A 23,701-nucleotide genomic window follows, 5' to 3' on the forward strand; every position below is an offset into this window, starting at 1 on the left:
GCTTTACCGACTCACTGTCTCATTAAAACTGAGTAAACCATCTTTCACATCCACCTTGATCGTTTCACCCGGCATAAAATGCCCGGCCAAGATTTCTTGTGCCAAGGGATTTTCCACCTGATTTTGAATCGCACGTTTCAAGGGGCGAGCACCATACACCGGATCAAAACCGACGGCGGCAATATGATCCATTGCGGCATCACTAAATTCGATATTCAATTCACGTACCGCTAACCGCTTACGCAAACTATTCAATTGAATATCTGCAATTTGGCGAATTTCATGTTGATCCAGTGGATGGAAAACCACCACTTCATCAATCCGATTAATGAATTCAGGGCGGAAATGCGTACCCACCACTTCCATCACAGCCGCTTTCATCCGGTCGTAGTTTTCTTCACCCGCCATATCTTGAATCAGGTGTGAGCCAAGATTAGAGGTCATCACGATCACGGTATTACGGAAATCTACCGTGCGGCCTTGACCATCGGTTAAGCGTCCATCATCCAAGACCTGCAGCAAAACATTGAAAACATCAGGATGCGCTTTTTCGACTTCATCCAATAAGATCACCGAGTAAGGGCGACGCCGCACGGCTTCGGTCAAATAGCCACCCTCCTCATAGCCGACATAGCCCGGAGGTGCACCAATCAAGCGTGCTACTGAATGCTTTTCCATGAATTCCGACATATCAATCCGCACCATCGCATCATCATCGTCGAATAGGAATTGTGCCAAAGCTTTAGTCAACTCGGTTTTACCGACCCCAGTTGGCCCTAAAAACAGAAATGAACCACTCGGACGCTTAGGATCCGATAAACCCGCTCGACTGCGCCGAATTGCATTCGATACCGCCTTCATGGCTTCTTCTTGACCAATCACCCGCTTGCGTAACTCATCTTCCATCCGCAGCAATTTATCCCGCTCAGACTCCAGCATTTTGCTAACTGGGATACCAGTCCACCGTGCGACAATTTCAGCAATTTCATCTTCAGTCACACGATTTTTCACCAGCTTTGGCTGGTTTTGCCCAGCGGCGATTTCATTGGCATCGGCTTGCTTTAACTGTGCCTCTAGCTCAGGAATACGTCCGTATTGCAATTCAGCCATCCGTTGCAAATTCCCCGCCCGCTTCGCAGTTTCAAATTCAATCCGGGCTTGATCCAACGCTTCTTTGATATGCGTTGTGCCTTGCATCGCGGCTTTTTCGGCTTTCCAGACCTCATCTAAATCAGACGACTCTTTTTCAAGGCGGGTGATTTCTTCCTGCAAATTATTCAGGCGTTTAATCGAGGCCTCGTCCTTTTCCTTTTTCAGCGCTTCACGTTCAATCTTTAATTGAATCAAACGCCGATCCAGCATATCCAAGGCTTCTGGCTTCGAGTCAATCTCAATCCGAATCCGTGAGGCTGCTTCATCAATCAGATCAATCGCCTTATCTGGCAAATTACGGTCGGTGATATAACGATGCGACAAAGTAGCCGCTGCAACCAAAGCTGGGTCAGTAATCTCCACTCCATGATGGACTTCGTACTTTTCCTGAAGACCCCGCAAAATCGCAATCGTGTCTTCCACGCTCGGTTCATCAACTAAGACTTTCTGGAAGCGGCGCTCCAAAGCAGCGTCTTTTTCAATGTATTGGCGATACTCATCTAAAGTCGTCGCGCCTACACAATGCAATTCGCCTCGTGCCAAAGCAGGTTTGAGCATATTGCCTGCATCCAGCGCGCCATCGGCCTTACCCGCACCGACCAAGGTGTGAATCTCATCAATGAATAAAATCGTATTACCGTCAGTTTTAGCAATATCATTCAAGACTGCTTTTAAGCGCTCTTCGAAATCACCACGGAATTTAGCCCCTGCTAGCAAAGCACCTAAATCCAGCGACAATAAACGCTTGCCTTTGATGCCCTCAGGTACTTCACCATTTACAATCCGTTGGGCTAAACCCTCCACCAAAGCCGTTTTACCCACGCCCGGCTCGCCAATCACCACTGGATTATTTTTAGTACGCCGCTGCAGGATTTGGATCATGCGACGAATCTCTTCATCACGACCAATAATCGGATCAATCTTGCCCTGCTCGGCGCGCTCAGTAATGTCGATGGTATATTTTTGCAAGGCTTGGCGTTGATCTTCGGCATTCGGATCACTCACCGTTTGCCCACCACGCATCGCCTCAATTGCTTTTTCTAGTGCGCCCTTAGTTGCCCCTGTTTCCCGCAATAAATTCCCAAGTGTGCCTTTATCGTCTAAAGCTGCTAAGACAAATAGCTCGGAACTAATGTATTGGTCCTTGCGTTGCTGGGCGATTTTATCAGTGACATTCAACAACCGCGACAAATCGTTCGATACGGATACCGAACCTGCATCCCCTCCCGAAACGGTGGGTAAACGCTCCATTTCATGGCCTAATTTAGAGCGTAATTGGTTAACATTCACATCCGCTTTGGTGAGTAAACCTCGGATTGAACCACCATCTTGGTCAAGTAATGCCGTCATTAAATGAATCGGTTCAATAAACTGCTGATCACGCCCAAGTGCAAGTGACTGCGCATCTTGTAAAGCCAGTTGGAATTTGCTGGTCAGTTTATCCATTCTCATCTGGGCTACCCCTCATCAATTTTTTAAAAGCTAAAACACTTTGAATAGGTATGGATATAGGGGATAAAAACCGCAAATTCAAGACTAATCTGCTCGAAATCCCCTACCAACGGGCGCTAGGTCTGCCATAATCTATGGCATAATCCTTTTAAAGCCGATCTAGCTAAAACAGGAATTTGAGTGAAACGATCCTTGCAAGCCCTGTCTAAACAAACTGGCGAAACTAAATTTTGGCACATCATCCTCATTGTCTTAATTGTGGTCGGTCTAGCACTGTTTATTAACGCCAAAGGGACTGGCTTTTTCACTCATACCATCCCCAATAGCTTGGGTTTTACTAAAACTCAGAATAACTATAACTATACAACGAGCTATTCAGAACCCCATGTGTCTACTGCCAGTTATTACCGTGAACCTGGAGATACTGATCTTGATATATGGGTGATCGAACCTACCCCCTCTCAACCCTCAAACCCCAATCCACCGCCTACCATCGTAGAAGAATATAATGATAATCTTTATGAGACGCCGCAGAGCCTACCTAAACCAAGCTCTAGCTATGATCAACAATTTCCACCGCGCCTGAGTCGCGGCTATTACACAGTACAAGTATTTACCGGCTATAACTCAAAATTCGCTTATGATTTACGCACTGCTTTAAAGAAAGATGGCTATACCACTACCCATATTCGTGAACTACGCACCCGCAAAGGTGTCTTATTCAAAGTACGGATTGGTCGCTATAAAGAGCGCTATGCTGCGTTTGCAGTACGTGATCAATTACGCCGTCGCTATCCAAAAAACTTAAACACCAGCTTTGTTTTACTCGTGGAATATCAGTATCATTAATCTCGAGCTAATAGCTCATATTGCGCATTGTCTAAACCTTGATCAGCACACCTTAAACTACCCCGCTGCAGAGTATTCGATACGCTGACTGTACCCGCTGCATTCAACACAATACCTTGAATTTCAGTTCCACACCGTTGCGTACTTGCAGTGGGCGTGGTAGGTGTACCCACGACCGCCAGCACACGACTCACCTTATCCCGTTGATACACTTGTACCGTCTCTGTACCCGGGGATTTGATAAAAAAGCACGGTGCATTGGGCTGTAGACTAAGCGGCTCGCGTTTAAGCTTGGGGTGATCGACCTGAAGTTGACAGCGCCCATGATCAAACCAAAGCGAGATTGCCTGACCCGCTAGCGTGACTTGATCAGTGATATAAACCGGTGTGTTCCGTTCTGGAACCACTAAATTTTGCGTGATGAACTGGGAGTTATTGGTTTCTTTATCACAAGCAACCACCAGTAGCAAACTGCTGAGACTCAGCCACCGTAAACTACCCAGTCTTGAGCCACACGCTAAGCTTGCAATAGCAGGCATCACCGCTTGAATTAAACTGGGCTGCTTACTCATTAATAATGAGCATCTCCAACTCATTAAATGCCAATAAGCCATCACCTGAGTGCTCCTAATTACCCCCCTTCAACTATAGCCGATCTCAGCAGTGCTTGCCGGAATTATCTAGACCTCTTAAGACTGTAAACAGCGCTGACGTAAACTGCTCGTGCGTGGAAAATGCGCACTTAAAAACTCCATTTGATCCGCCAAAATACTTCTACCTTGTAAAAATACATACTCCACATAAGTAGGCTGAAAGGGTACGGCTAATAAAGGCATATTCGCCTGCTCAGGTGTCCGCCCACCTTTAGCACTATTACAATGTTTACAAGCAGTCACCACATTCGTCCATTTATCTTTACCGCCTTTAACCAAAGGCAGGACATGATCACGCGATAACTCATTCGCGCTAAAGTGCTCGCCGCAATAAAGACAAAGATGATTATCTCGCCGAAATAAAGTCGGGTTATTTAAAGGTGGCACATACGATTCGCCAAATAGACCTTGCTTACTACCATAAGTAGCAATAATAGAATTGAGAACTAACTCACTGCGCTGGCCCGTGCGCGCATTAATACCGCCATGAACATGCAGCAGCGAACAACCACAAGTATAGGCAACTTGTTGAGCATAATAGAGCTTGACCGCCGTTTGGAAATGAATCCATTCCAAAGGCATCCCGCTAATGTCCGTTCGCAAAATTAACTGCTGCAAGTTCGTCATGAACTTCACTCCTTCATTGATCTGCGGCCTCACCCTAGCATAAATAAATGACACAAGGGTGATAACTGCCTTTTGTTAGTTTGTCTACTGCCAGAAAATCTTGTCCAATTCCTGATATAAATCAAATAGCCTGTATTTTTTAGCTGCTAACTAGCCGATGATCGGAGAGTTTTGACTCAAATCAACAAATCGCCCCCATAGATCATACAAACTCCTGCCCATAACTTCATTATTTAGACAGGAGCATTCAATGCTAAGTTTTGACTTTGGATTACCGATGGTACTGATCGTTGCTTTGATTGTGTGGGCTTGGCTGAGTTTCTTCTCCGTGGTGTTTTTCTCTTAGGATTTTCGTCCAAATCTTGAGAGATCCACTTGCCCTACTTAGCTTCCTGAGTGGGGCTTTTCTGTTTGCGCTTGTTCTGTGTAGCGTCTTTGATTATCATCAATCACTTATAATAATCGTTGACGATAGGAACACAGAATTATGAAACTCGGTTTTGACTTTGGCATTCCCATGCTATTGGTTTGGTTGTTGATTGGTTGGTCTTGGTTTAGCTTTCTCTCAGTCGCTTTCTTCGGTTAAACCAAAGCTGCAAACTGACCGCCTAGACAGCCTAGCTACGAAAAAGGCCGCATTGCGCGGCCTTTAATTAACCTATAAACCTATTAAGCTTGCTTGCAAACTTAGAACTCGCCGACCGCAGCACGCAGCTTTTTCACGGCCACATTCTCAAGCTGACGAATCCGCTCAGCCGAGACGCCGTATTTATCGGCTAACTCTTGCAAAGTCGCTTTTTCTTCCACCAACCAGCGGCTCGCTAAAATATCTTTGCTACGCGCATCTAAACCCGCTAAAGCCTCTTCAAAACGACCATGAGTGTAGTTTTCCCATTCTTCAGCCTCTAAAGCTTCAGCTGGGTCAGCAGACTCGGCGGCTAAATATTGGCTCGGCGAATAAGAGCGCTCGTCATCGTCTTGATCATTAGCAAGATCAAATGAGACATCTTGTGAACCTAAGCGCTGTTCCATTTCCAGAACATCGGCTTTGCTCACACCTAAATCATTCGCGACTTCTTGGGCTTGGTCATTCGATAACCAACCTAAACGCGCCTTGCTGCTACGCAAATTAAAAAATAATTTACGTTGTGCCTTAGTCGTGGCGACTTTAACAATCTTCCAATTACGTAGAATGAACTCATGGATCTCCGCACGAATCCAATGCACGGCAAAAGAAATCAGGCGCACATTCATCTCAGGGTCGAAGCGCTTAACCGCCTTCATCAGACCCACATTGCCTTCTTGAACTAAATCACTTAAAGGTAGGCCATAACCGTTATAGCCACGAGCTACTTTCACAACAAAGCGTAAATTGTGCAGGATCAACTGCCGTGCTGCTTCAAGGTTATTCTCCTGACGCAGACTTGTCGCCAACTCACGCTCCTCTTCAGCCTCCAATACAGGAATGGCATGAATGGCGTGGATATAACTTTCTAAACTTCCGACTGGGGAAGGCAGCGTTTGTCCACGTAGCGTTAGGGCTTGTGTCATAGAATTTGCTCTCCTATTAATTATTAACTGTATCTTAGCACTCTTCTGGTTAGAGTGCTAATAGTTGCAATAGTTCACCAGATAGCCGCTTAATTAGTTAAACAAACCGCTTGATTATCTTTAATTTTAAATTCAACAAAACCTGTTAGAATCTTCACACAAGACCACAATAACAATAAGCTCATGAGCATAGATCATACCGTACTACTGGAAAAAATCAGTGGCAATCGCTTCCTGACTAATGAAGACCGACAAGCCCTGCTAAGCTTGTTTACTGCTTATCAGAATGAAGCCCAAGCCTTGCGTGACCAAACCAAGCAACTGACGACCCGCTTGCACAATCGGGATACCGTCATTGAGGATTTAGAGCGTGCACTCGCTCTGCGCGAACAGCAGATTCATAGTAAAGAAGAGATCTTGCAAAAAAACCAAACGGCGGATCAAGCCTATCAACATAAAGCTGAGCAATACGAACAGCGCTTACATGAGCGAGAGCAGATTATTAAAGAGCGCGATGAAGCGATTCGCTCACGTGAACAAATTATTCGTGATCTAGAAAAACGCCTGCACGAAGTTGAAAAAAACACCTACCAAACCGAGAAAAGCCTACGTGAGCGCGAAGAGCAACTTAAACAACGCGACCGCTTACTCGAGGAAAAAGAGCGGCATTTAGAAAAGCGGGATCGTGAACTAGAAAATCGTGACAAACATATCAGTCGCCGTGATACTTCCTTAAATGAATACGAACGCCAATTGCAGGAGGTCAATCAATGGGTGCTGAACTATCAGCAAGACCAACACGAACAAAAGAAAATTATTGCGGCGCGGGATGAACAAATTAGCCTACGCGATACCCTGTTACAGGAAGCCCAACAACAACTCTTAATTCTAGATCAATATTTACAAGCAGCACATCAACAATTACACCAGCGGGATGAATCACTGCAAGAGCGTGATGATCAGCTCAAAGAACGTGATCAACTGATTAAGCAAAAAATTGAACACATCAGTATCCGTAATGAACAATTATTCGCCCAAACACGCACGCTCCACGAAAAAGAACAACACGCCGTACAGTATCACCAAATGCTGGAGCAGCGTGAAAAACTACTGGTCGAGAAAGATCAACAATTGCTGGTTCTTGAGCAAGCCATTGCTCAGCACAGCCAGCAACTGAATCAACGCGATACCCAAATCAGTGCACAATTCTTGCAGCTGCAAACCCGCGATCGTGAATTAAGTCACCGTGATACCCAAGTCTCAGAGTTGGTTCAACAACTAGACAAGCTCAATACCTCGACTCAAATTCAACAGCAACAAATCCATACGCATCAACAGCAAGTCGATCAGTTGCAAGCCTATCTACAGCAGCAACATGAGCAATTCAGCCATATCCAACAAACCCTACAAGCTAAAGAGGCTCTCGTTAGCCAACGTGACACCACCATCCAGCAACTGAGTAACTTGTTAGAGCAGCGTGAAACACTGTTGTTGGCGCATGACACACAATTGCAACAACAAGCTCAAGTACTGCAGCAAAAAGCCGAACAATTGCAACAAAGAGAACAGCAACTCAATAGCCTAGCCGCCCAGCTGATGGAAGAAGAAACGCAGTTACACAAACAAATAGCGGTACAACAGACTCAAATCATTCAACTCGAAGAACGCGAGCAGCATCTACAACAATTAGAGCAACAACAATTAAAGGTAGTCACCCAACTGAATGAACAACTAACCGCCTTCCAAACACTCACTCAGCAAGAACAGCTCCAACGCCAAAACTTAGTGGAACGTTCTGAGCAGTCGATTAGCCAGACTTTTGAGCAGGTTAAAACAGATGCACAACAATTGATGAGTGATCAGCAGCGCCAACTTAAATTAATCGCAAAAATGATCGAAGCCCTGATGCAACAGCAATACAGCCACTATCAAGAAAAACTGAGTGGCCTAACAGAGCTGTATCATCAAGATGTACAAGAGCGTCAACAAGCACAGCAGCTCCAACGGCAAGTCATCGCTGATATGGGGCATTATCTGGAGCTATTGAAACAGATCAAAATGGAGCAAAGCCAAGAGCGCCTGACGATTTTGATTGATCAATTGCAAGACTTGAATGAACAATTAGGCCAAGGCTCGAATGAATTGCAGCAACAACGGCATACTGAAATTGTTCACTACTTTAAAGATCTAGGACGGCAAATGGTGGCTAATCGCCCGATTGATCAAGAAGCATGGAAAAAACGAGTACTCGTCGATTTAAAACAAATTTCTGAGCAACTGACCACTCAAACCACGCAAGCAGCTCAAATACTGCCCACACCTGCCACCGAAGCGCGTGAAGAGAACCGTGAAGAAAATCAACGCTACCAACAATTAGTGGAGCAGCGCGAAAAAGTCATTCAACTTAAAGAGCAAATGATCCAACAACTGAACAAGCAACTGACGGTGAAAGATAAAAACCTACTCGCCAAAGAAGAGCTGATTTTTAAACTCAGTCAGCAAGTGAAAAATATGCAGTCCAGTGCTTTGTAAAACCCAATGCGTGGAAAACTACAACCTAGCAGTGTAAATTTTTAGTGTGAATAATGCGATTGCAAAGCTACACTTAATAACCGTGCGGTTAAATCCACGACCGGAATGACCCGCTCATAAGGCATGCGTTTGGGGCCAATCACGCCTAAAACGCCAACATGCTCATCACCGAGGGAATACGGTGCAGTCACCAGACTGCAATCTTCAAACACTGCATAGCCTGCCTCACGCCCAATAAAGATTTGCACGCCATCCGCCTGAATGGTTTTATCCAATAAACTCAGGATATCCCGCTTGCGATTAAACGCACCGAATAAATCCCTAAGCTTGCTAATATCTGAGAGGTCGTCGTAACCCATTAAATTAGTTTCGCCAGCAATCACACAATCTTCTTCTTGCTGACTATTCAGCCCCGCAAAAGCTAACTCCCCTAATTCAATCGCAGCGAGCATTAAGCGATTCATATCCTCGCGATGTTGGCGCATTTCATCCAACAAAGCTTGACGGGCTGTAGGCACATCTTTACCGACTAAGCACTCATTCAAGAAATTGGCGGCTTGTTGCAAATCCGCTGTGCTCATTTCACCCTCCAGCTGAATGATTCGGTTTTGTACCTCATTACGGGTAAAGACCAAAATTGCCAATACTTGGTGGCTGGATAAACGCAAGAATTCGATTTGCTTTAAGGAGGAAGGATTACGACGCGGGACAGTCACTACCCCCGTTAACGAGGTGATTCCTGATAATAAACTCGAGGCCGATTGAATCAATACTTGAGAATCTAAGCCCACGCTTAACCGGCCTTGCAAAATATTAATAGCTTGGGTTTCTAACGGCTGGACTTGTAATAAAGAATCCACAAACAAACGATAGCCTTGTGAGGTCGGCACTCGCCCTGCTGAGGTATGAGGAGAGCGGATATAACCTAGATCCTCTAAATCAGCCATGACATTGCGAATGGTTGCTGCACTCAGATCAAGGCCACTACGCTTAGCTAAAGTACGTGAACCCACTGGTTGGCCATCGGCGATATAAGCCTCGACCAACACCTTTAATAAGTGCTGAGCACGCTCACTTAAATCACTAGTTTGACGGTTGACTGCCATTTGACCTGTATTATCTCCACTACATAGTGTCACAATAGATGCTTAGACAGGAAATTCAAGGCTTTGCTTATAAACAATCCAGAGTTTTTGTCTGATAAGTGCCACGGTCACTTTAGCCTTTTATTAGGCAGCTCGCTACAATAACGCGCATAAGCGCCGCATCTTATTATTTTTCAAACGGGTGCAAGACCATATGAAATTATTCACTACCGTTGGCATCTTTTCTAAGCAGGATGGCGAAGCCGTACAGTCTACCTTAGAAACCTTATATGACTTTTTAGTCACACAAGGTTTAAAGGTATTGATGAGCACCCATGCTGCCCATTTACTGAATAGCACCGCTACCGCTGATGAGGAACTAGCCAAGCAGATTGATCTGGCGATTGTGGTGGGCGGTGATGGCAGTTTACTAACAGCAGGACGCTTATTAGCCGCTCATCAAGTTCCCATTGTTGGCGTGAATTTAGGCCGAGTGGGCTTTTTGGTGGATGTCTTACCTGCACAGATGCTAGAGCAAATCACGGCGATTTTAAATGGTGACTATTTGGAAGACGAGCGCTGCCTCTTAAAAGCCTGCGCTTGGCGGGGTGAAGACAAGCTCGGCGAGAATATTGCACTCAATGATGTGGTTCTACATGCACGCAATAAAGTACGGATGATCGAATTCACTACTTATATTGATGGCTTTTTTGTCAACACCCAACGAGCCGATGGCTTAGTGATTTCCACCCCGACCGGTTCAACAGCTTATGCGCTGTCGAGTGGTGGCCCGATTCTACATACCTCATTAGAGGCCAGTATTTTAGTCCCCATCAGCCCTCATACCTTAACCAGTCGGCCGATTGTGATTCCGAATCAAAGCTTAATTGAAATTGAGATGGGCAATGATCGCCCGGTCGAGGCTTTACTATCCTTTGATGGGCATCATGATATTCCCTTAGTATCGGGTGATCAGATAAAAATTATTGCCTCCCCGAAAAAAATGCGTTTACTCCATCCCCGCCATTACGACTACTATCATATACTGCGCTCAAAATTGCACTGGGGAACGCAACTATAATGCTGACTTATATCCATATCCGTGATTTTGCCATCATTACTGATTTAGCCTTAGAATTGCAGGCCGGCATGACCGCTTTAACCGGAGAAACCGGAGCAGGTAAATCCATTCTCTTAGACGCCATTGGCTTAGTGCTAGGCGATAAAACGGATGCGAGTAGTGTTCGGCATGGAGCAGAAAAAGCCGAAGTGACGCTGAGTGTGGAAATTAGCCATACGCCACAGGCTCAGCAATGGCTAGCTGAACAAGACCTACTCACGGAGGATGACACCTGTATTTTAAGACGTGTCGTCACCCATACAGGCAAATCCCGCGCATGGATTAATGGCTCACCAACCACCTTGACAGCCTTACGGGAATTAGGCGAACAATTAGTAGATATTCATGGTCAGCACGAACACCAGTCGTTAATGAAACGAGAGATGCAACGCAATCTGGTCGATGCGTATGCAGGTCATGAGGCTTTATTAAAACAAACCCAAGAGGCCTATAAACAGTGGAAAACACTGCATGAGCGCTACCACACTTTAAGTAGTCAAAGCTCACATTTCCAAGAGCGCTTAGACCTACTCAATTTCCAAATCCAAGAATTAAGTGACTTGGCCTTAGCCACCGATGAAATCACTCAATTGGATGAAGAACTCAACCGCCTAGGTCATGCTGAGCAATTGCAAGCCACGGCTACACAGGGCTATTTGCAATTATATGAAACTGAGGGTGCTGTCTATTCTGTGCTCAGTCAACTGAGTCAAGAACTGACCCGCCAAGTGCGCGTCGATGAAGCTTTAGTGGCATCACTGGAATTAGTCAGTAGTGCACAAATTCAGGTACAAGAAGCGGCTTGGCTATTACGTGACTATGCGCAAGCCGTGGATCTTGATCCTGCTCGCTTAAGTACGGTTGAAGCGCGGATTGCTGAGATCCGCAATATGGCACGTAAATATCGTTTAGAAGCTGAACGCCTTCCAGAGCATCTAACCCGTTTACAAGCCGAACTCAGCAGCTTAGCCAGTGATGATTATGATTTAGACACCTTAAAGTCTAAATTGGATGCAGCTCAACAAACTTATCAAGCGGCCGCACAAACCCTAACTAAGTCGCGTATGCAAGCGGCTGATCAATTATCGAGTGGTGTCAGTGCTGCGATGCAAGGCCTCGGCATGCAAGGAGGGCAGTTTCATATTCAGCTCAACTGCCTTGAAGATAAACATCCACAACCCCAAGGGATGGACCAACTTGAATTTTTAGTCAGTGCCAACCCCGGCCAACCCCTCAAGGCTTTAACTAAAGTGGCCTCGGGTGGTGAGCTATCGCGGATTAGCCTAGCTATTCAAATGATGGCCGCCCAAAAAATGATTTTACCTGCGTTGATCTTTGATGAGGTCGATACTGGTATTGGTGGCAGTATTGCAGAAGTCGTCGGTACACAGCTGCGTAGCTTAGGTACAAATCGTCAGGTCTTATGTGTCACTCATTTGCCTCAAGTCGCCTCTCAGGCACATCATCATTACAAGGTGACTAAACTAAAAACCTCGGATAGCACCCAAACTGGGATTATCCATCTCGATCACCGTGCACGGGTCGAGGAACTTGCCCGCATGATCGGCGGCACTGAAATCACGCTGGCTACTCGAGCTTTAGCAGCTGAAATGCTTGAGCGCACCGAATAAATTTCTAAAAAATCACCGCGATCTTCAAAGACTACCGTTTATCAGAGACTTGCCACTTTTCACGGCTGAACTCAGCGAGAGTCTCGCCTTGCCTACTATACTGTATTTAAAGGTTAACTTGGTATTGATGCTCCACCACCAAGTAGATTTTTACCTATTAACCAAGAACAACCTTGATAGAAACTTAATATAGTTTCCGTATAGAACTCTCCCCAAAAAAGAGAGACTAATTAAGAAGCGTTAATTTTATGGAAAAAATAACGCTCTGCTCGGCGATAAATTTAATTTAGCCGCCTTGTACTTGATACTTATCAAGGAGGATTTCTGTGAAAAAAACCTTCCATAGTTTAACCGTAGCTGCTCTATTATTAGGCGCTACAGGCGTTTGCAACGCCGCGTGGGCGGATAGTCGATCCGCTGAAGTACGGTTAGTTGCAACCATTAACAATAGCCCTGCCTTTCAACCGATCATATGGAAAGTGTTTCGGGTGGATGGTGAAGGCAAACCCGTGCATGTTGAAGGCCAACCTTATGAATCTACGCGCCATGTGTTTACCATTAGCTCATTAAAGCCGGGTCGTTATACGGCTATTGCTAAGCGTAATGGTCAATCTGAGCGTAGACGTGACTTCTATGTGATGGCTGATACCACGAATAAAATTAGTATCCCTGTTGATTAAGCTTTATACAAATGCTCTCCTCCATCTCAAACCTGCCTCACCTTCGGGCGAGGCAGAACCTATTGCCTTACTGAGTTTAAATTTTTCTTAACCCCGCTTGAACCAAGGCCTTTTCTAGCTTGTCTTTATGTCATAATGGCTGTTAATAAATAACACAATAATCTAGCTCAGGGCTAACAAGCTAGACCATTAAAAATTTAAGAATTATAGAAAAATAGGGGATCATTCAAATGGGTTCAACGAGTCAGCATGCTCTTGCGGTCGGCATTGGTGTTGGCGCTGCTTTAATTAGTTATTATCTTCTACCTAACCTTGATTGGGTCGCCTTAATTTTCATTGGCTTTAGCGGTTTTGTGGGTGTACATCTACCTAATATCCAACAGCCCTCATCCTCATCTTATTGGATGGTACGCTTAGTGAGTATACTCGCGGCGATTGGTATTCCCTTTATTGTTTATATGTATCGTCCAAGTGATTTATTAATCGCATGGCTGGCGACCTATCTTTTATTTCAAGGGGCTTGGTGGATTGTAGATCGCATTTCACTGTACCGTGATTATACACATAGCTTGAGCGCGATTATTGGCCTACCTGCTGTGATTACACTGCCTGCTTATATTAGCTTAGATACACTCGCTGTTTTGCCTGTATTCTTAGCCAGCAGCACGGGTTATATCGTGCAACTATTGACTGAGCAGCGCAAGCGAGTTGGTTTAAAAACCAGAGAATTATTTCCCAAATAGACTGAGCGAATTAAACATATTAGGTTATTGGGGAGTCAGAAACTCCCCTAGCACAGCGCTTTATTCAGGCTGATCTTGCTTAGCAATTTCCTCGTGTACTTTCGCCATATCCACTTCACGTACTTTGCCAATTACTTCATCTAATTGACTTTCAGATAGCATACCCGGTTGGGCAAATAATACGACCTGCTCACGGAAAATCATCAGTGTAGGAATCGAGCGAATTTGGAAATGACTAGACAATTCCTCTTCTTCCTCGGTATTGACTTTAGCGAACACAATATCGGCATGACGCTCTGAAACCTTCTCATAAATTGGTGCAAATGAGCGACAAGGCCCACACCAAGGTGCCCAGAAATCAATAATTACAATTTCGTTATTGCTGATCAATTCATTGAAATCAGCGGCAGTCACATTTTCAGTTGCCATAGCAAGCTCCTTTTCATTAATAACTCTTGATGCTAATCGTTGCCTGACAAATGATTTGCCGGAAAAGTATCAGCAAGCTCCTGCGTGGGTGCTCCCCAACGGGGTTGTACTTGATGCTTTAGATCTAAATGATCTAAAACCCGCGCGACCATGAAATCCACTAAATCATCAATAGACTGCGGGCGAAAATAAAATCCGGGATTAGCCGGCATAATGACCGCACCCATCCGCGCCAGTTTTAGCATATTTTCTAAATGGATTTCAGAAAATGGTGTTTCTCGCACCACTAAAATTAATTTCTTCCGCTCTTTAAGGGTCACATCTGCCGCACGCTCAATTAAATTACGACTACTACCACAAGCAATCGCCGATAAGGTCGCTGTCGTGCAAGGGCAAACCACGGTCGCATCAGCCACTGCACTGCCACTGGCAATCGGCGCCATCCACTGTTCACGCTCAAACACCGTTAACTGCCCAGCCGATGCTTGATAAAGATGAGTGAAATAAGCAGCAATTTCCGCTGCACGAGCGGGGACTTTATAATCTGTTTCTGTATTAATCACCAGTAGTGCAGGCCTTGAAAGCAGCAAATAGACTTTACACTGCAAAGCCAATAGCTGCTCTAATAAGCGTAGCCCGTATTGCGCCCCTGAAGCCCCCGTCATAATTAAGGTGATTGTTTTAGACATGCGAATTAGCCAAAGCCGCTAAGACTTTATCGTGAACGCCCTCAAAGCCACCATTACTCATAATGAGTATATGATCATCAGCTTGAGCCGCCGCCGCAACTTGCTTAGCTAACTCATCAATATCTTGCTGGAGTTGTCCCTTAGAACCTAAATCGTCTAGCACTGTCTGCAAATCCCAATTCAAACCCGCCGGTTGATACAGCCATACTTGATCAGCATCGCTTAAAGAGTCAGCTAATTGCTCTTTATGTGTACCCAGCCGCATGGTATTAGAGCGTGGTTCTAACACAGCTAAAATGCGCCCTTGCCCGAGTTTAGCCCTTAACCCCGCCAAGGTAGTCGCAATCGCTGTTGGATGATGTGCAAAATCATCATAAACCGAGACTCCACGGACTTGACCCCTTAACTGCATCCGCCGCTTTACACCTTTGAATTCAGGTAAAGCGGCGATGCCATGTTCGATGGGTACACCCACATGGCGAGCAGCGGCTAAAGCGGCTAAGGCATTATGGACATTATGCAAGCCCAACAAGTTCCAACTAACTGTGCCAACCGTTTGACCTTGGTAAATAACTTTAAATTGACTACCATCCGCTGCCATTAACTCTGCCTGCCAATCCCCCACCACAAACTGCTCGATGGCTGTCCAACATCCCAGCTCCAAACTAGCTTTTAGATGCTCATCTGCTCCGTTACTAATCACCAAGCCTTTGCTCGGTATCATTCTTACTAAATGATGAAATTGAGTTTTAATCGCTTGTATATTGGGGAAAATATCAGCGTGATCATATTCAAGATTATTCAGAATCGCAGTACGCGGATGATAATGAACAAACTTAGAGCGCTTATCAAAAAAAGCCGTGTCATACTCATCAGCCTCCACGACGAAAAAGGGAGACTCACCTAAGCGTGCCGAAATACCAAAGTTTTCTGGCACTCCGCCAATTAAGAAGCCGGGTTTTAAACCTGCATACTCTAAAATCCAGGCCAGCAGACTCGCTGTCGTGGTTTTACCGTGTGTACCGGCTACCGCTAATACCCAGCGCTCACGTAAAATATTTTCATACAGCCATTGTGGACCCGATATATAAGCTAAGTTCTGATCTAAAACCTCTTCAATCACAGGCATACCACGTCGCATGAAATTCCCGATAACGATGCTATCAGCATCCGTAGGGAGCTGTGTTGGATCATAGCCATCGACAATGTGAATACCTTGATCTGCAAGCATCGTACTCATCGGTGGATAGACCTTACTATCGGCACCCGTCACTTCAATCCCACTAGCACGCGCTAATACAGCAATACCCCCCATAAAGGTACCGCAAATACCTAAAATATGAATCTTCATTCAGCCCTTGTCCTTAAGTTTTATTAGCCGATGCGGGTAGGCCGACTTGAAGATGTGTTGCAATCACATCCGGTAAAGGAATAGGCCGCGCAATCCCATAGCCTTGCCCAAACTCAATCCCAATCTCCCGCAAAATACGAATAATTTGTTCATTTTCAACATATTCAGCAATCGTTTTTACTGACATTAACTGCCCTACTTGATGCACTGATTGTACCATTGCGCGGCCTACATCATCGGTTGCAATATCTTTAACAAAGCTACCATCAATTTTTAAATAATTGACTGGTAACTGTTTCAGGTAAGCAAATGAGCTAACCCCTGTACCAAAATCATCCAGTGAAAAGCTACAACCTTGTAGTTTGAGAGTATCAATGAATTTGTGAGCTAAGGCTAGATTACTAATCGCTACACGCTCAGTGATTTCAAAGCAGAGCATGGTGGGCGGTACACCCGACCACTTCAGCACATCTAACACATATTTTAAGAAAGTTGGATCATCAAGGCTTTGCCCTGATAGATTAATCGCAAAAATGGGCAAAGGATCGCATTTAGCGACCCGTCTAATATGAGTGAGTAACTCTTTAACAACCCACCGGTCTAGCTTGGGCATCATCGAATAATATTCTGCCACCGGTATGAATTCGTCGGGTGAGATGGTTTTACCCTCTACATCGAAGAGCCTCAGTAAAATCTCATAATGATGAAAGGGCTTCAAAAAAGCTCTAGGCTCTAAGGGTTGAATCGGTTGCGCATATAAACGGAATTCACCACTTTCAAAGGCTTTGCGTAAACGTCCAATCCACATCAGCTGCCCACGATGCTTGTTGATTTCCACATCATCGGGACGATATAAATGCAAGCGATTGCCCCCCTTGGCTTTAGCCACCCGACAGGCCGCATCCGCCAAGGAAAAAACACGACTTGGTGTGCCGGATTGCTTATGAATCGGCACAAACCCTAAGCTTGCGGTAATTTTATGGGGTTGCCCATCCCAGACGAAATTATAATGCATCACGGTATTACGAATACCTTCTGCTTTACGCAAAGCCTCGATAGGCTCCGCTTCACGAATTAAAACGCCAAATTCATCCCCGCCAATACGCGCTAGAATGTCGCGGCGCTTATCAATCGCATTCTTTAATAATTCAGAAATCCGCTCAATAAAAGCATCACCCGCACTATGCCCTAAGGTATCATTCACGATCTTAAATTGGTCAAGTGCCACATGGCAGAACGAGTGCTTCACCCCTTGCTGTCGGGCTTCATCCAAGGCAACCTTAAGTTTAATTTCAAAACTTTTACGATTCAGCAATTTGGTTTGGGGATCATTCATCTGCACATAATTTAGATGTGCTTGTAAAGCTTTTAACTCTGACTGATCTTTGAATAGCAGCAGCACATGGCCATCCTCTTCTCCATTTAAGGAAAAGGGTTTGACCAAATAAGTGATTTCAACATCCTGTAAACCTTGGCAATTGAATAAGCACTCACGAAATAGCGGTTCGCGAGTCATTTGCTGGCGCTCCATCCAAGCAAGCGGCGTATGTTTAGCAGGATCTTTTAATTGGAAAACCTCAGTATGATATTTACCTCGCGTGCTGCGTGCACGTTGGCGCAATAACCGCTCTGCAGCAGGATTAATTAAAATGATGAAGCCATGCTTATTCGTAAGCACAGCAGCTTCTTCTACATCCATTAATGCTGCAATCAAGACATTTTCTTGATCCACATAGGCTCTTTTCGGCCGATTCTTTTGGCGCAGAAAATATACAAAACCTGCACCAACTGACCCTAATAATGAGACAGCTATTGATAGATACCAAAGAGACTGAGTCCATATGGATGGAATCCCAGTGTCAATCACTTAACTATACCCCATTTGATATAAATTATTTTTCTAATAGGCGTATCATAAAGAGCAGTCTATGAACTGTATAGGCTGACCAGATAGGCGCGGTAATCTCAGACCCTAACGCGAATTACCTCGGTCATTTCAATGGAAAACAAACGAAAAAAGCACTATAACAGTGCAGCTATAGTGCTTTTAGGCTGTTGGTTTTAAGCTGAGCCGCTTAAACTTTTTCTTTAATACGAGCTGCTTTACCGGTCAAACCACGCAGATAATATAATTTAGCTCGACGTACATCCCCACGGCGCTTCAACTCAATGCTTGCGATACTATTGCTATAAGTCTGGAATACACGCTCTACACCTTCACCATAAGACATCTTGCGCACGGTAAAGGCTGAATGTAAGCCACGATTACGCTTAGCAATCACGACCCCTTCATAGGCTTGCAAACGCTCTTTGTCGCCTTCTTTTACACGAACTTGAACGACAACAGTATCACCCGGAGCGAAATTAGGAATGTCCTTATTCATTTGCTCTTGTTCTAACTGACGAATAATCATACTCATGAGATAACCTCTGAAGAAATCTTGTATTCCTGTCTAAATTCATTCAGCAGTGCTTGTTCTGCTGCACTTAAATCTTTCTTTGCTAGCAAATCGGGGCGTTTTAACCAAGTCGCACCTAACATTTGCTTCTTACGCCAACGAGCAATCGCGGCATGGTTACCACTTTTAAGGATAGCGGGAACCTCTAAACCTGCAATCGACTCAGGGCGGGTATAATGTGGACAATCTAACAAACCTTCTGCGAATGAATCTTGCTCAGCAGAGTCTTCATGCCCGAGTACCCCAGGTAATAAACGGGTGATGCTGTCAATTAACACCATCGCTGCCAGTTCACCACCACTCAGTACATAGTCACCGATAGAACATTCTTCATCTACTTCAAGCTGAATAATGCGCTCATCAATGCCTTCATAACGTCCACACAATAAAATTAATGCAGACTCTTGTGCAAAGTTTTGCACTTTAGCTTGTGTTAATGGCGAACCTTGTGGGCTTAAATAAATCAGCCGACCTAGATTGCTCTGCCGTACATCACGAATAGTTCGCAATAAACAGTCAGATTTCATCACCATACCCGGACCACCACCATAAGGGCGATCATCAACGGTACGATGAACATCTGTTGTATAATCACGCGGATTATAACAAGCAAGGCTAACAGCTTGCTGCTCCACAGCACGACGTATAATGCCATGTTGTGCCACCGCCTGTACCAACTCGGGAAACAAAGTCAGTACTGCAAACTGCATCTTAAGCTCAAAAATCAGGATCCCAATCGACTTCAATCAAACCCGTGGTTAAATCAACCCGCTGAATGACGGTATCCATAACCCAAGGCAACCAATGCTCACCCGTGGTGTGCTTCACCACTAAAACGTCGTTAGCACCAGTCTCCACTAAGTGATCAACTTTACCTAAAACGACACCAGCGATGGTGACTACTGTCAAACCCTCAAGATCTGACCAATAATACTCACCGGCATCTAAACTGGGTAACTGACTACGTTGCACCGCAATGTCTGTACCCGTGAGTTTTAGCGCTAGGTCACGGTCTTGTACATGCTCAAATTGAGCCACTAAACCTTTGGCTTGTGCTTGATAGCTCACTAGTTTAACCACTTGCCATTCTTTATTAACACTCAAATACAAAGGCTGGTAATTAAAAATATCTGCCATCTTTGCCGTGTAAGAATGGATTTTCACCCAACCTTTAACCCCAAAAGCACCCGTAACTTTACCGAGTACAATCATAGAATCTGGCTGAGTTTGCATCAAACTAACCTAATTAAGCCGCTGCCTTAGCTGACTCGCTCAATAATTTTGCAACACGGTCACTAGGCTGAGCACCTTTAGATAACCAATATTGCACACGCTCTTGCTCAAGGTGTAAACGGATTTCTTGACCACGAGCAACTGGGTTAAAAAAGCCGACACGCTCAATATAACCACTGTCACGCGGTTTGCGCTTGTCAGTGACTACGATGCTATAGAATGGATTCTTTTTAGAACCACCACGAGCCAGACGAATATTGACCATAAATCCAAAACCTTAGTTAAATTCAAATAACCCTTAGCAGCACTCTGCTAAAAGTAAACGCGCAATTGTACGGTTTTTTTAAGAAATGTGAAGAGGGTATTGACAAATAAACCGTGTACTCAACCCCAAGCTTGCTTGAGGTTGAGCTAAAAAACCATTCATACGGTTAATACTGCTGTGCGTAAGCCAGTTGTGGACGACGTGAACCGGGGAAAAAGCGATAATGCCCAGTAATCGGCATCTTAAAGAGAATATCCTCCATCTTTTCACCCTCGCCAATATTATGCACGATCATGAAACGACGCGGATCAGCCGCTGAGCGTTGATCAACTACAATACCAATATGCTCTTGATCTCCGCCCAAACTCCAAGTGACCAAATCACCTGGGCGATAGTCATTCGGACTCCCCGTCACAGGTAAGCGCTGACCATGACGAGTAAAGAAGACTTTTAAGTTATGCACCCGCCGATGATCAATATTGGTATCAGGTCCTTGCAGCCCCCACTTTGGAAGGTTCGGGTAAGAATAGAAAGCCCGGGAAATATCTTCGTGAACTAAGCGTTGTAAATCAACACCTAAGCGCCGGTAAGAGCGAATAACGGTATCAGTACAAACACCAATGTTTTGTGGGACATCACCATTTGGATAACCAATTGGAATATAAGCCCCGTTATAATTGACTCGATAACGCAAGCGATCTATCGCTGCTTGGGCAAGGCGTTCAGAATAATCAATGCTTACTACCCGTTGAGAACGCTGTGTTTGCCAAGCGGCCTGAGCGTGTTGTTGTTGTCGTTGTTGATTAGTCCGTTGAGTTAGCTCCCACTGCTGGTGATACCAACGCTGTTTTTGCTCATACTCTAACTGATGCTTGTCTTTACCACGCTGAACATGATTCTTTGTAATAATTTTAATTACTGTTTTTGGTTCATTCGTTGCTAGCTTTTGCGGGCTTGAAGGCTCAACTCCCGTTTCTACGGTATTTGTGGAGCAACCTGACAAATTAGCCATTACCATCAAAGCACTGGCGTAGGCCACCAAACTAACCTTTCTTTTTAAATCTTTATCAATAAAAGAGCTCGCCATAACTCCACCCAAAGGAATAAATAGTCTAGAAGAAATGCACCTCCCCAGCCAGTGCGCCTGTAGTTTTATAATAAATACCTAAGAAATACTAGCATCAACTACATTAACTTTTTAAGGCTTGGGGCTTAATAAAACAAAACTCTGAAAATTCAATCGCTTAACTTTAAGCTATCTTTAGAAGGCATGGCTAGGTAATCAACCTAACCATGCCCACTCACTAGTACTGACTAGTACTGATACTGCTGCATAGCACCACGATCAATTTGTACCGCGCCACGATAAGTACCTTTAGCTTTTACAGGCGGTACTTTAACAGGCGGACGCTGTACAGGGCGTGGACGTGGACGTTGTACCGGTACCGGTTGCACAACTGGCGCTGGCTCTTCAATCACAGGCATAGGCTCTGGTTGAGGAACTTCGACAACGGGTTCTGGGACAGTCTCAACTGGCGGCGCTGCTTGTTGTTGGCTACAACCTGCTGCGGCTATACCCGCAATCAAAATAGCCATTGCTACATGCCGATTATTAATTTTCATTATTATTTGCCTCTATTTTAAACTTATTGTTATTAAAAATACGGTGCGTATTAAAGCCCATTGCAGACAGTCTTACTATGCTCAGACCTACCCTAATGACAGCTTAACCAATAAATTTTTAGGCAGTTGCTAAATGACGACTAGATAAACGGCAAAGACGTTCATCTTTATAGGATGAACGTCTGATAGCAGACTAGTTTATATACCTTTCCAGTAAAACCTAGTAAAGGCTTATTGCTGATAAGGTTTCAAAGTACCTTGGTCAATTTGAATCGGACCTTTGAAATTACCTTTTGCCTTAACGGGTGGAACAACAATAATTTGCTGTGGCCGATCGGGACGTTGACCACCTCTACAGCTGTAATGATGTGAGTGATTGGGATTATTGTATGGATGAGTATGTGTTATAGAGTTAGTGCAACCCGGAATCGCTGGATGCGTATGCGCCCACCGATCAGCCATCACCGGTCTTTGAGTTGGCCGTTGAATGGGCCGCTGAGGCTTACGCCCTTTGCAGCTATACTTATGCGTATGCCGTGAATTCGTGTAGGGGTGACTATGGGTCACAGAATTTGTACATCCCGGAATGGCTGGATGAGAGTGACGACCACCCATACCACCACTTGGTTTTTTACCACCACCAGAACCAATAGGGCGTGGACGTGGAGGACATTTACTGCAATCAGTGATTGTAATAACTTTGCCCGGTGCAGGAGTAGGCTCAGGAGCAGCTTGAGCGACTTGCTGAGCACCCATCATTTGACTACAGCCGGAAGTTATTAAACCTGCCAAGAAAATGGTAGCCAGAGAAAGTTGGGTTTTCATCTTCATAATAGTGGTCTCTTTCGTTGTTTAAGGGAACGCACTCTCGAGTATAGTCAAACTTTTTAAAATTGAGGGTTGGAAACTTATCTTTTGAGTTTTTTTTACGACATTTTTTAGGTTTTTAACAGGGATCATTGGCATTGGTTACTATCTAAGCAGACCTTGCTAAAGCCTTGTTCTAGCTAGCTTCGCTCCACTTGAGACTCAAAAATAAAAAGCCCCTTACTCTTTGCAAAGTAAAGGGCTTAACAGTTTTGTTGTGATTTAGCTACAAAGACTAGATCACAGCCAGAATTACTGTTGGTATTGTTGCATTACGCCTTGATCAATTTGGATCTTACCACGATAAGTACCTTTAGCCTTAACCGGTGGTACTTTAATCGGTGGAACAATCACAACTGGAGGACGTGGAATTGGACGTGGCTGAACAACCACTGGAGGACGAACGATTGGACGTGGACGTACAACTGGACGTGGGCGTGGCTTCACAACTGGGCGTGGTTTTACAACAACTGGCGCAGGGCCACACTTGCTGCAATCTAATACCACTTTATCTGGAGTCGGTGGTGGTGGTGGCTCGACAACTTGTTGAGCACTCATTTGGCTACAGCCAGATGCTAACAAACCAGCCATAATGACTGCAGCGAGAGAGAGTTGAGCTTTTATCTTCATAGTCTTCGGTCTCTATATCACGTTAATTAGGGAACAAGGTTCTCTTAGTATATTCAAAATTGTTGGACAGATAAAACAAT

At 44.8% G+C, this 23,701-nt stretch carries 23 protein-coding genes; 6 read left to right on the forward strand and 17 right to left on the reverse strand.

The window, feature by feature from the left end; translation table 11 throughout:
- Positions 1-3: 3 nt before the first annotated feature.
- The gene (clpB, locus tag B5D50_RS00820; protein ID WP_078920674.1) at positions 4-2,604 is read right to left on the reverse strand and encodes an ATP-dependent chaperone ClpB; all 2,601 of its coding nucleotides are present in this window, start codon (positions 2,602-2,604) and stop codon (positions 4-6) included.
- 180 nt (positions 2,605-2,784) lie between these two features.
- On the opposite strand from clpB, the gene B5D50_RS00825 reads away from it, so the two are divergent.
- Complete coding sequence (locus B5D50_RS00825; protein ID WP_078920675.1) at positions 2,785-3,453, forward strand: SPOR domain-containing protein; 669 nt, start codon at positions 2,785-2,787, stop codon at positions 3,451-3,453.
- Here B5D50_RS00825 and B5D50_RS00830 read toward each other — a convergent pair.
- The 3 genes from B5D50_RS00830 to rpoH form a co-directional block, all read right to left on the reverse strand.
- Positions 3,450-4,025: a hypothetical protein gene (locus tag B5D50_RS00830; RefSeq protein ID WP_143594204.1), complete on the reverse strand. Its 576-nt coding sequence runs from the start codon at positions 4,023-4,025 to the stop codon at positions 3,450-3,452. The two genes, B5D50_RS00825 and B5D50_RS00830, sit on opposite strands and share 4 nt — an antisense overlap.
- A gap of 117 nt (positions 4,026-4,142) precedes the next feature.
- Positions 4,143-4,733 carry an HNH endonuclease gene (locus B5D50_RS00835; protein ID WP_078920677.1) on the reverse strand — a complete coding sequence of 197 codons (591 nt, stop codon included), beginning with the start codon at positions 4,731-4,733 and terminating at the stop codon, positions 4,143-4,145.
- A 687-nt stretch (positions 4,734-5,420) separates the two neighbouring features.
- Entirely contained in the window at positions 5,421-6,284 is an 864-nt protein-coding gene (rpoH, locus tag B5D50_RS00840; RefSeq protein ID WP_078920678.1) for an RNA polymerase sigma factor RpoH, read from the reverse strand.
- Between the two features lie 183 nt (positions 6,285-6,467).
- Between rpoH and B5D50_RS00845 the strand changes: the two genes are divergently transcribed.
- Positions 6,468-8,816, forward strand: a complete 2,349-nt coding sequence (locus B5D50_RS00845) for a coiled-coil domain-containing protein (protein ID WP_078920679.1) — start codon at positions 6,468-6,470, stop codon at positions 8,814-8,816.
- A gap of 41 nt (positions 8,817-8,857) precedes the next feature.
- Here the strand turns inward: B5D50_RS00845 and hrcA are convergent, their stop codons facing one another.
- Positions 8,858-9,922 carry a heat-inducible transcriptional repressor HrcA gene (gene hrcA, locus B5D50_RS00850; RefSeq protein WP_078920680.1) on the reverse strand — a complete coding sequence of 355 codons (1,065 nt, stop codon included), beginning with the start codon at positions 9,920-9,922 and terminating at the stop codon, positions 8,858-8,860.
- 193 nt (positions 9,923-10,115) lie between these two features.
- On the opposite strand from hrcA, the gene B5D50_RS00855 reads away from it, so the two are divergent.
- The 4 genes from B5D50_RS00855 (at position 10,116) to B5D50_RS00870 (ending at position 14,075) form a co-directional block, all read left to right on the forward strand.
- Complete coding sequence (locus B5D50_RS00855) at positions 10,116-10,982, forward strand: NAD(+) kinase (RefSeq protein WP_078920681.1); 867 nt, start codon at positions 10,116-10,118, stop codon at positions 10,980-10,982.
- Positions 10,982-12,652 carry a DNA repair protein RecN gene (recN, locus tag B5D50_RS00860; RefSeq protein WP_078920682.1) on the forward strand — a complete coding sequence of 557 codons (1,671 nt, stop codon included), beginning with the start codon at positions 10,982-10,984 and terminating at the stop codon, positions 12,650-12,652. The genes B5D50_RS00855 and recN overlap by 1 nt, the downstream gene beginning before the upstream one ends.
- Before the next feature lie 326 nt (positions 12,653-12,978).
- Positions 12,979-13,332 (forward strand): hypothetical protein, encoded by a 354-nt coding sequence (locus B5D50_RS00865; RefSeq protein ID WP_078920683.1) that lies wholly within the window; start codon positions 12,979-12,981, stop codon positions 13,330-13,332.
- Positions 13,333-13,562: 230 nt separating this feature from the next.
- Positions 13,563-14,075, forward strand: coding sequence for a hypothetical protein (locus B5D50_RS00870; RefSeq protein ID WP_078920684.1), 513 nt, complete (start codon positions 13,563-13,565; stop codon positions 14,073-14,075).
- 60 nt (positions 14,076-14,135) lie between these two features.
- Here B5D50_RS00870 and trxA read toward each other — a convergent pair whose 3' ends face one another.
- The 12 genes from trxA to B5D50_RS00930 all read right to left on the reverse strand — a co-directional run bounded on the left by trxA (position 14,136) and on the right by B5D50_RS00930 (position 23,621).
- On the reverse strand, positions 14,136-14,504 hold the full coding sequence (gene trxA, locus B5D50_RS00875) for a thioredoxin (RefSeq protein ID WP_078920685.1): 369 nt from the start codon (positions 14,502-14,504) through the stop codon (positions 14,136-14,138).
- A 32-nt stretch (positions 14,505-14,536) separates the two neighbouring features.
- Positions 14,537-15,193 carry a flavin prenyltransferase UbiX gene (locus B5D50_RS00880; RefSeq protein ID WP_078920686.1) on the reverse strand — a complete coding sequence of 219 codons (657 nt, stop codon included), beginning with the start codon at positions 15,191-15,193 and terminating at the stop codon, positions 14,537-14,539.
- On the reverse strand, positions 15,186-16,544 hold the full coding sequence (gene mpl, locus B5D50_RS00885) for a UDP-N-acetylmuramate:L-alanyl-gamma-D-glutamyl-meso-diaminopimelate ligase (RefSeq protein WP_078920687.1): 1,359 nt from the start codon (positions 16,542-16,544) through the stop codon (positions 15,186-15,188). The genes B5D50_RS00880 and mpl overlap by 8 nt, the downstream gene beginning before the upstream one ends.
- A 13-nt stretch (positions 16,545-16,557) precedes the next feature.
- Positions 16,558-18,276, reverse strand: coding sequence for an EAL domain-containing protein (locus B5D50_RS00890; protein WP_234975753.1), 1,719 nt, complete (start codon positions 18,274-18,276; stop codon positions 16,558-16,560).
- Between the two features lie 343 nt (positions 18,277-18,619).
- Positions 18,620-18,964 carry a 50S ribosomal protein L19 gene (gene rplS, locus B5D50_RS00895; RefSeq protein WP_078920688.1) on the reverse strand — a complete coding sequence of 115 codons (345 nt, stop codon included), beginning with the start codon at positions 18,962-18,964 and terminating at the stop codon, positions 18,620-18,622.
- On the reverse strand, positions 18,961-19,713 hold the full coding sequence (gene trmD / locus B5D50_RS00900) for a tRNA (guanosine(37)-N1)-methyltransferase TrmD (protein ID WP_078920689.1): 753 nt from the start codon (positions 19,711-19,713) through the stop codon (positions 18,961-18,963). Before trmD ends, rplS begins: the two co-directional genes overlap by 4 nt.
- Positions 19,714-19,720: 7 nt before the next feature.
- Complete coding sequence (gene rimM, locus B5D50_RS00905; RefSeq protein WP_078920690.1) at positions 19,721-20,236, reverse strand: ribosome maturation factor RimM; 516 nt, start codon at positions 20,234-20,236, stop codon at positions 19,721-19,723.
- Positions 20,237-20,249: 13 nt separating this feature from the next.
- Positions 20,250-20,501 (reverse strand): 30S ribosomal protein S16, encoded by a 252-nt coding sequence (gene rpsP, locus B5D50_RS00910; protein ID WP_078920691.1) that lies wholly within the window; start codon positions 20,499-20,501, stop codon positions 20,250-20,252.
- Positions 20,502-20,667: 166 nt separating this feature from the next.
- Positions 20,668-21,588 carry a DUF1287 domain-containing protein gene (locus B5D50_RS00915; RefSeq protein WP_200807001.1) on the reverse strand — a complete coding sequence of 307 codons (921 nt, stop codon included), beginning with the start codon at positions 21,586-21,588 and terminating at the stop codon, positions 20,668-20,670.
- Positions 21,589-21,815: 227 nt separating this feature from the next.
- Positions 21,816-22,124 carry a hypothetical protein gene (locus tag B5D50_RS20565; RefSeq protein WP_078920692.1) on the reverse strand — a complete coding sequence of 103 codons (309 nt, stop codon included), beginning with the start codon at positions 22,122-22,124 and terminating at the stop codon, positions 21,816-21,818.
- Between the two features lie 231 nt (positions 22,125-22,355).
- On the reverse strand, positions 22,356-22,955 hold the full coding sequence (locus B5D50_RS00925) for a hypothetical protein (RefSeq protein ID WP_078920693.1): 600 nt from the start codon (positions 22,953-22,955) through the stop codon (positions 22,356-22,358).
- A 288-nt stretch (positions 22,956-23,243) separates the two neighbouring features.
- On the reverse strand, positions 23,244-23,621 hold the full coding sequence (locus B5D50_RS00930; RefSeq protein ID WP_143594206.1) for a hypothetical protein: 378 nt from the start codon (positions 23,619-23,621) through the stop codon (positions 23,244-23,246).
- Between the last annotated feature and the right edge of the window lie 80 nt (positions 23,622-23,701).

Origin of the sequence: Thiothrix eikelboomii (assembly GCF_900167255.1) — a bacterium.
GTDB classification, from domain to species: domain Bacteria; phylum Pseudomonadota; class Gammaproteobacteria; order Thiotrichales; family Thiotrichaceae; genus Thiolinea; species Thiolinea eikelboomii.

Excerpts from the sequence above, each read along its gene's own strand:
- clpB (WP_078920674.1), bottom strand. The coding sequence starts at position 2,604 with ATGAGAATGGATAAACTGACCAGCAAATTCCAACTGGCTTTACAAGAT.
- B5D50_RS00830 (WP_143594204.1), bottom strand. The coding sequence starts at position 4,025 with ATGAGTAAGCAGCCCAGTTTAATTCAAGCGGTGATGCCTGCTATTGCA.
- B5D50_RS00835 (WP_078920677.1), bottom strand. The coding sequence starts at position 4,733 with ATGACGAACTTGCAGCAGTTAATTTTGCGAACGGACATTAGCGGGATG.
- rpoH (WP_078920678.1), bottom strand. The coding sequence starts at position 6,284 with ATGACACAAGCCCTAACGCTACGTGGACAAACGCTGCCTTCCCCAGTC.
- B5D50_RS00845 (WP_078920679.1), top strand. The coding sequence starts at position 6,468 with ATGAGCATAGATCATACCGTACTACTGGAAAAAATCAGTGGCAATCGC.
- hrcA (WP_078920680.1), bottom strand. The coding sequence starts at position 9,922 with ATGGCAGTCAACCGTCAAACTAGTGATTTAAGTGAGCGTGCTCAGCAC.
- B5D50_RS00855 (WP_078920681.1), top strand. The coding sequence starts at position 10,116 with ATGAAATTATTCACTACCGTTGGCATCTTTTCTAAGCAGGATGGCGAA.
- recN (WP_078920682.1), top strand. The coding sequence starts at position 10,982 with ATGCTGACTTATATCCATATCCGTGATTTTGCCATCATTACTGATTTA.
- B5D50_RS00870 (WP_078920684.1), top strand. The coding sequence starts at position 13,563 with ATGGGTTCAACGAGTCAGCATGCTCTTGCGGTCGGCATTGGTGTTGGC.
- trxA (WP_078920685.1), bottom strand. The coding sequence starts at position 14,504 with ATGGCAACTGAAAATGTGACTGCCGCTGATTTCAATGAATTGATCAGC.
- B5D50_RS00880 (WP_078920686.1), bottom strand. The coding sequence starts at position 15,193 with ATGTCTAAAACAATCACCTTAATTATGACGGGGGCTTCAGGGGCGCAA.
- mpl (WP_078920687.1), bottom strand. The coding sequence starts at position 16,544 with ATGAAGATTCATATTTTAGGTATTTGCGGTACCTTTATGGGGGGTATT.
- rplS (WP_078920688.1), bottom strand. The coding sequence starts at position 18,964 with ATGAGTATGATTATTCGTCAGTTAGAACAAGAGCAAATGAATAAGGAC.
- trmD (WP_078920689.1), bottom strand. The coding sequence starts at position 19,713 with ATGCAGTTTGCAGTACTGACTTTGTTTCCCGAGTTGGTACAGGCGGTG.
- rimM (WP_078920690.1), bottom strand. The coding sequence starts at position 20,236 with ATGCAAACTCAGCCAGATTCTATGATTGTACTCGGTAAAGTTACGGGT.
- rpsP (WP_078920691.1), bottom strand. The coding sequence starts at position 20,501 with ATGGTCAATATTCGTCTGGCTCGTGGTGGTTCTAAAAAGAATCCATTC.
- B5D50_RS00915 (WP_200807001.1), bottom strand. The coding sequence starts at position 21,588 with ATGGCGAGCTCTTTTATTGATAAAGATTTAAAAAGAAAGGTTAGTTTG.
- B5D50_RS20565 (WP_078920692.1), bottom strand. The coding sequence starts at position 22,124 with ATGAAAATTAATAATCGGCATGTAGCAATGGCTATTTTGATTGCGGGT.
- B5D50_RS00925 (WP_078920693.1), bottom strand. The coding sequence starts at position 22,955 with ATGAAGATGAAAACCCAACTTTCTCTGGCTACCATTTTCTTGGCAGGT.
- B5D50_RS00930 (WP_143594206.1), bottom strand. The coding sequence starts at position 23,621 with ATGAAGATAAAAGCTCAACTCTCTCTCGCTGCAGTCATTATGGCTGGT.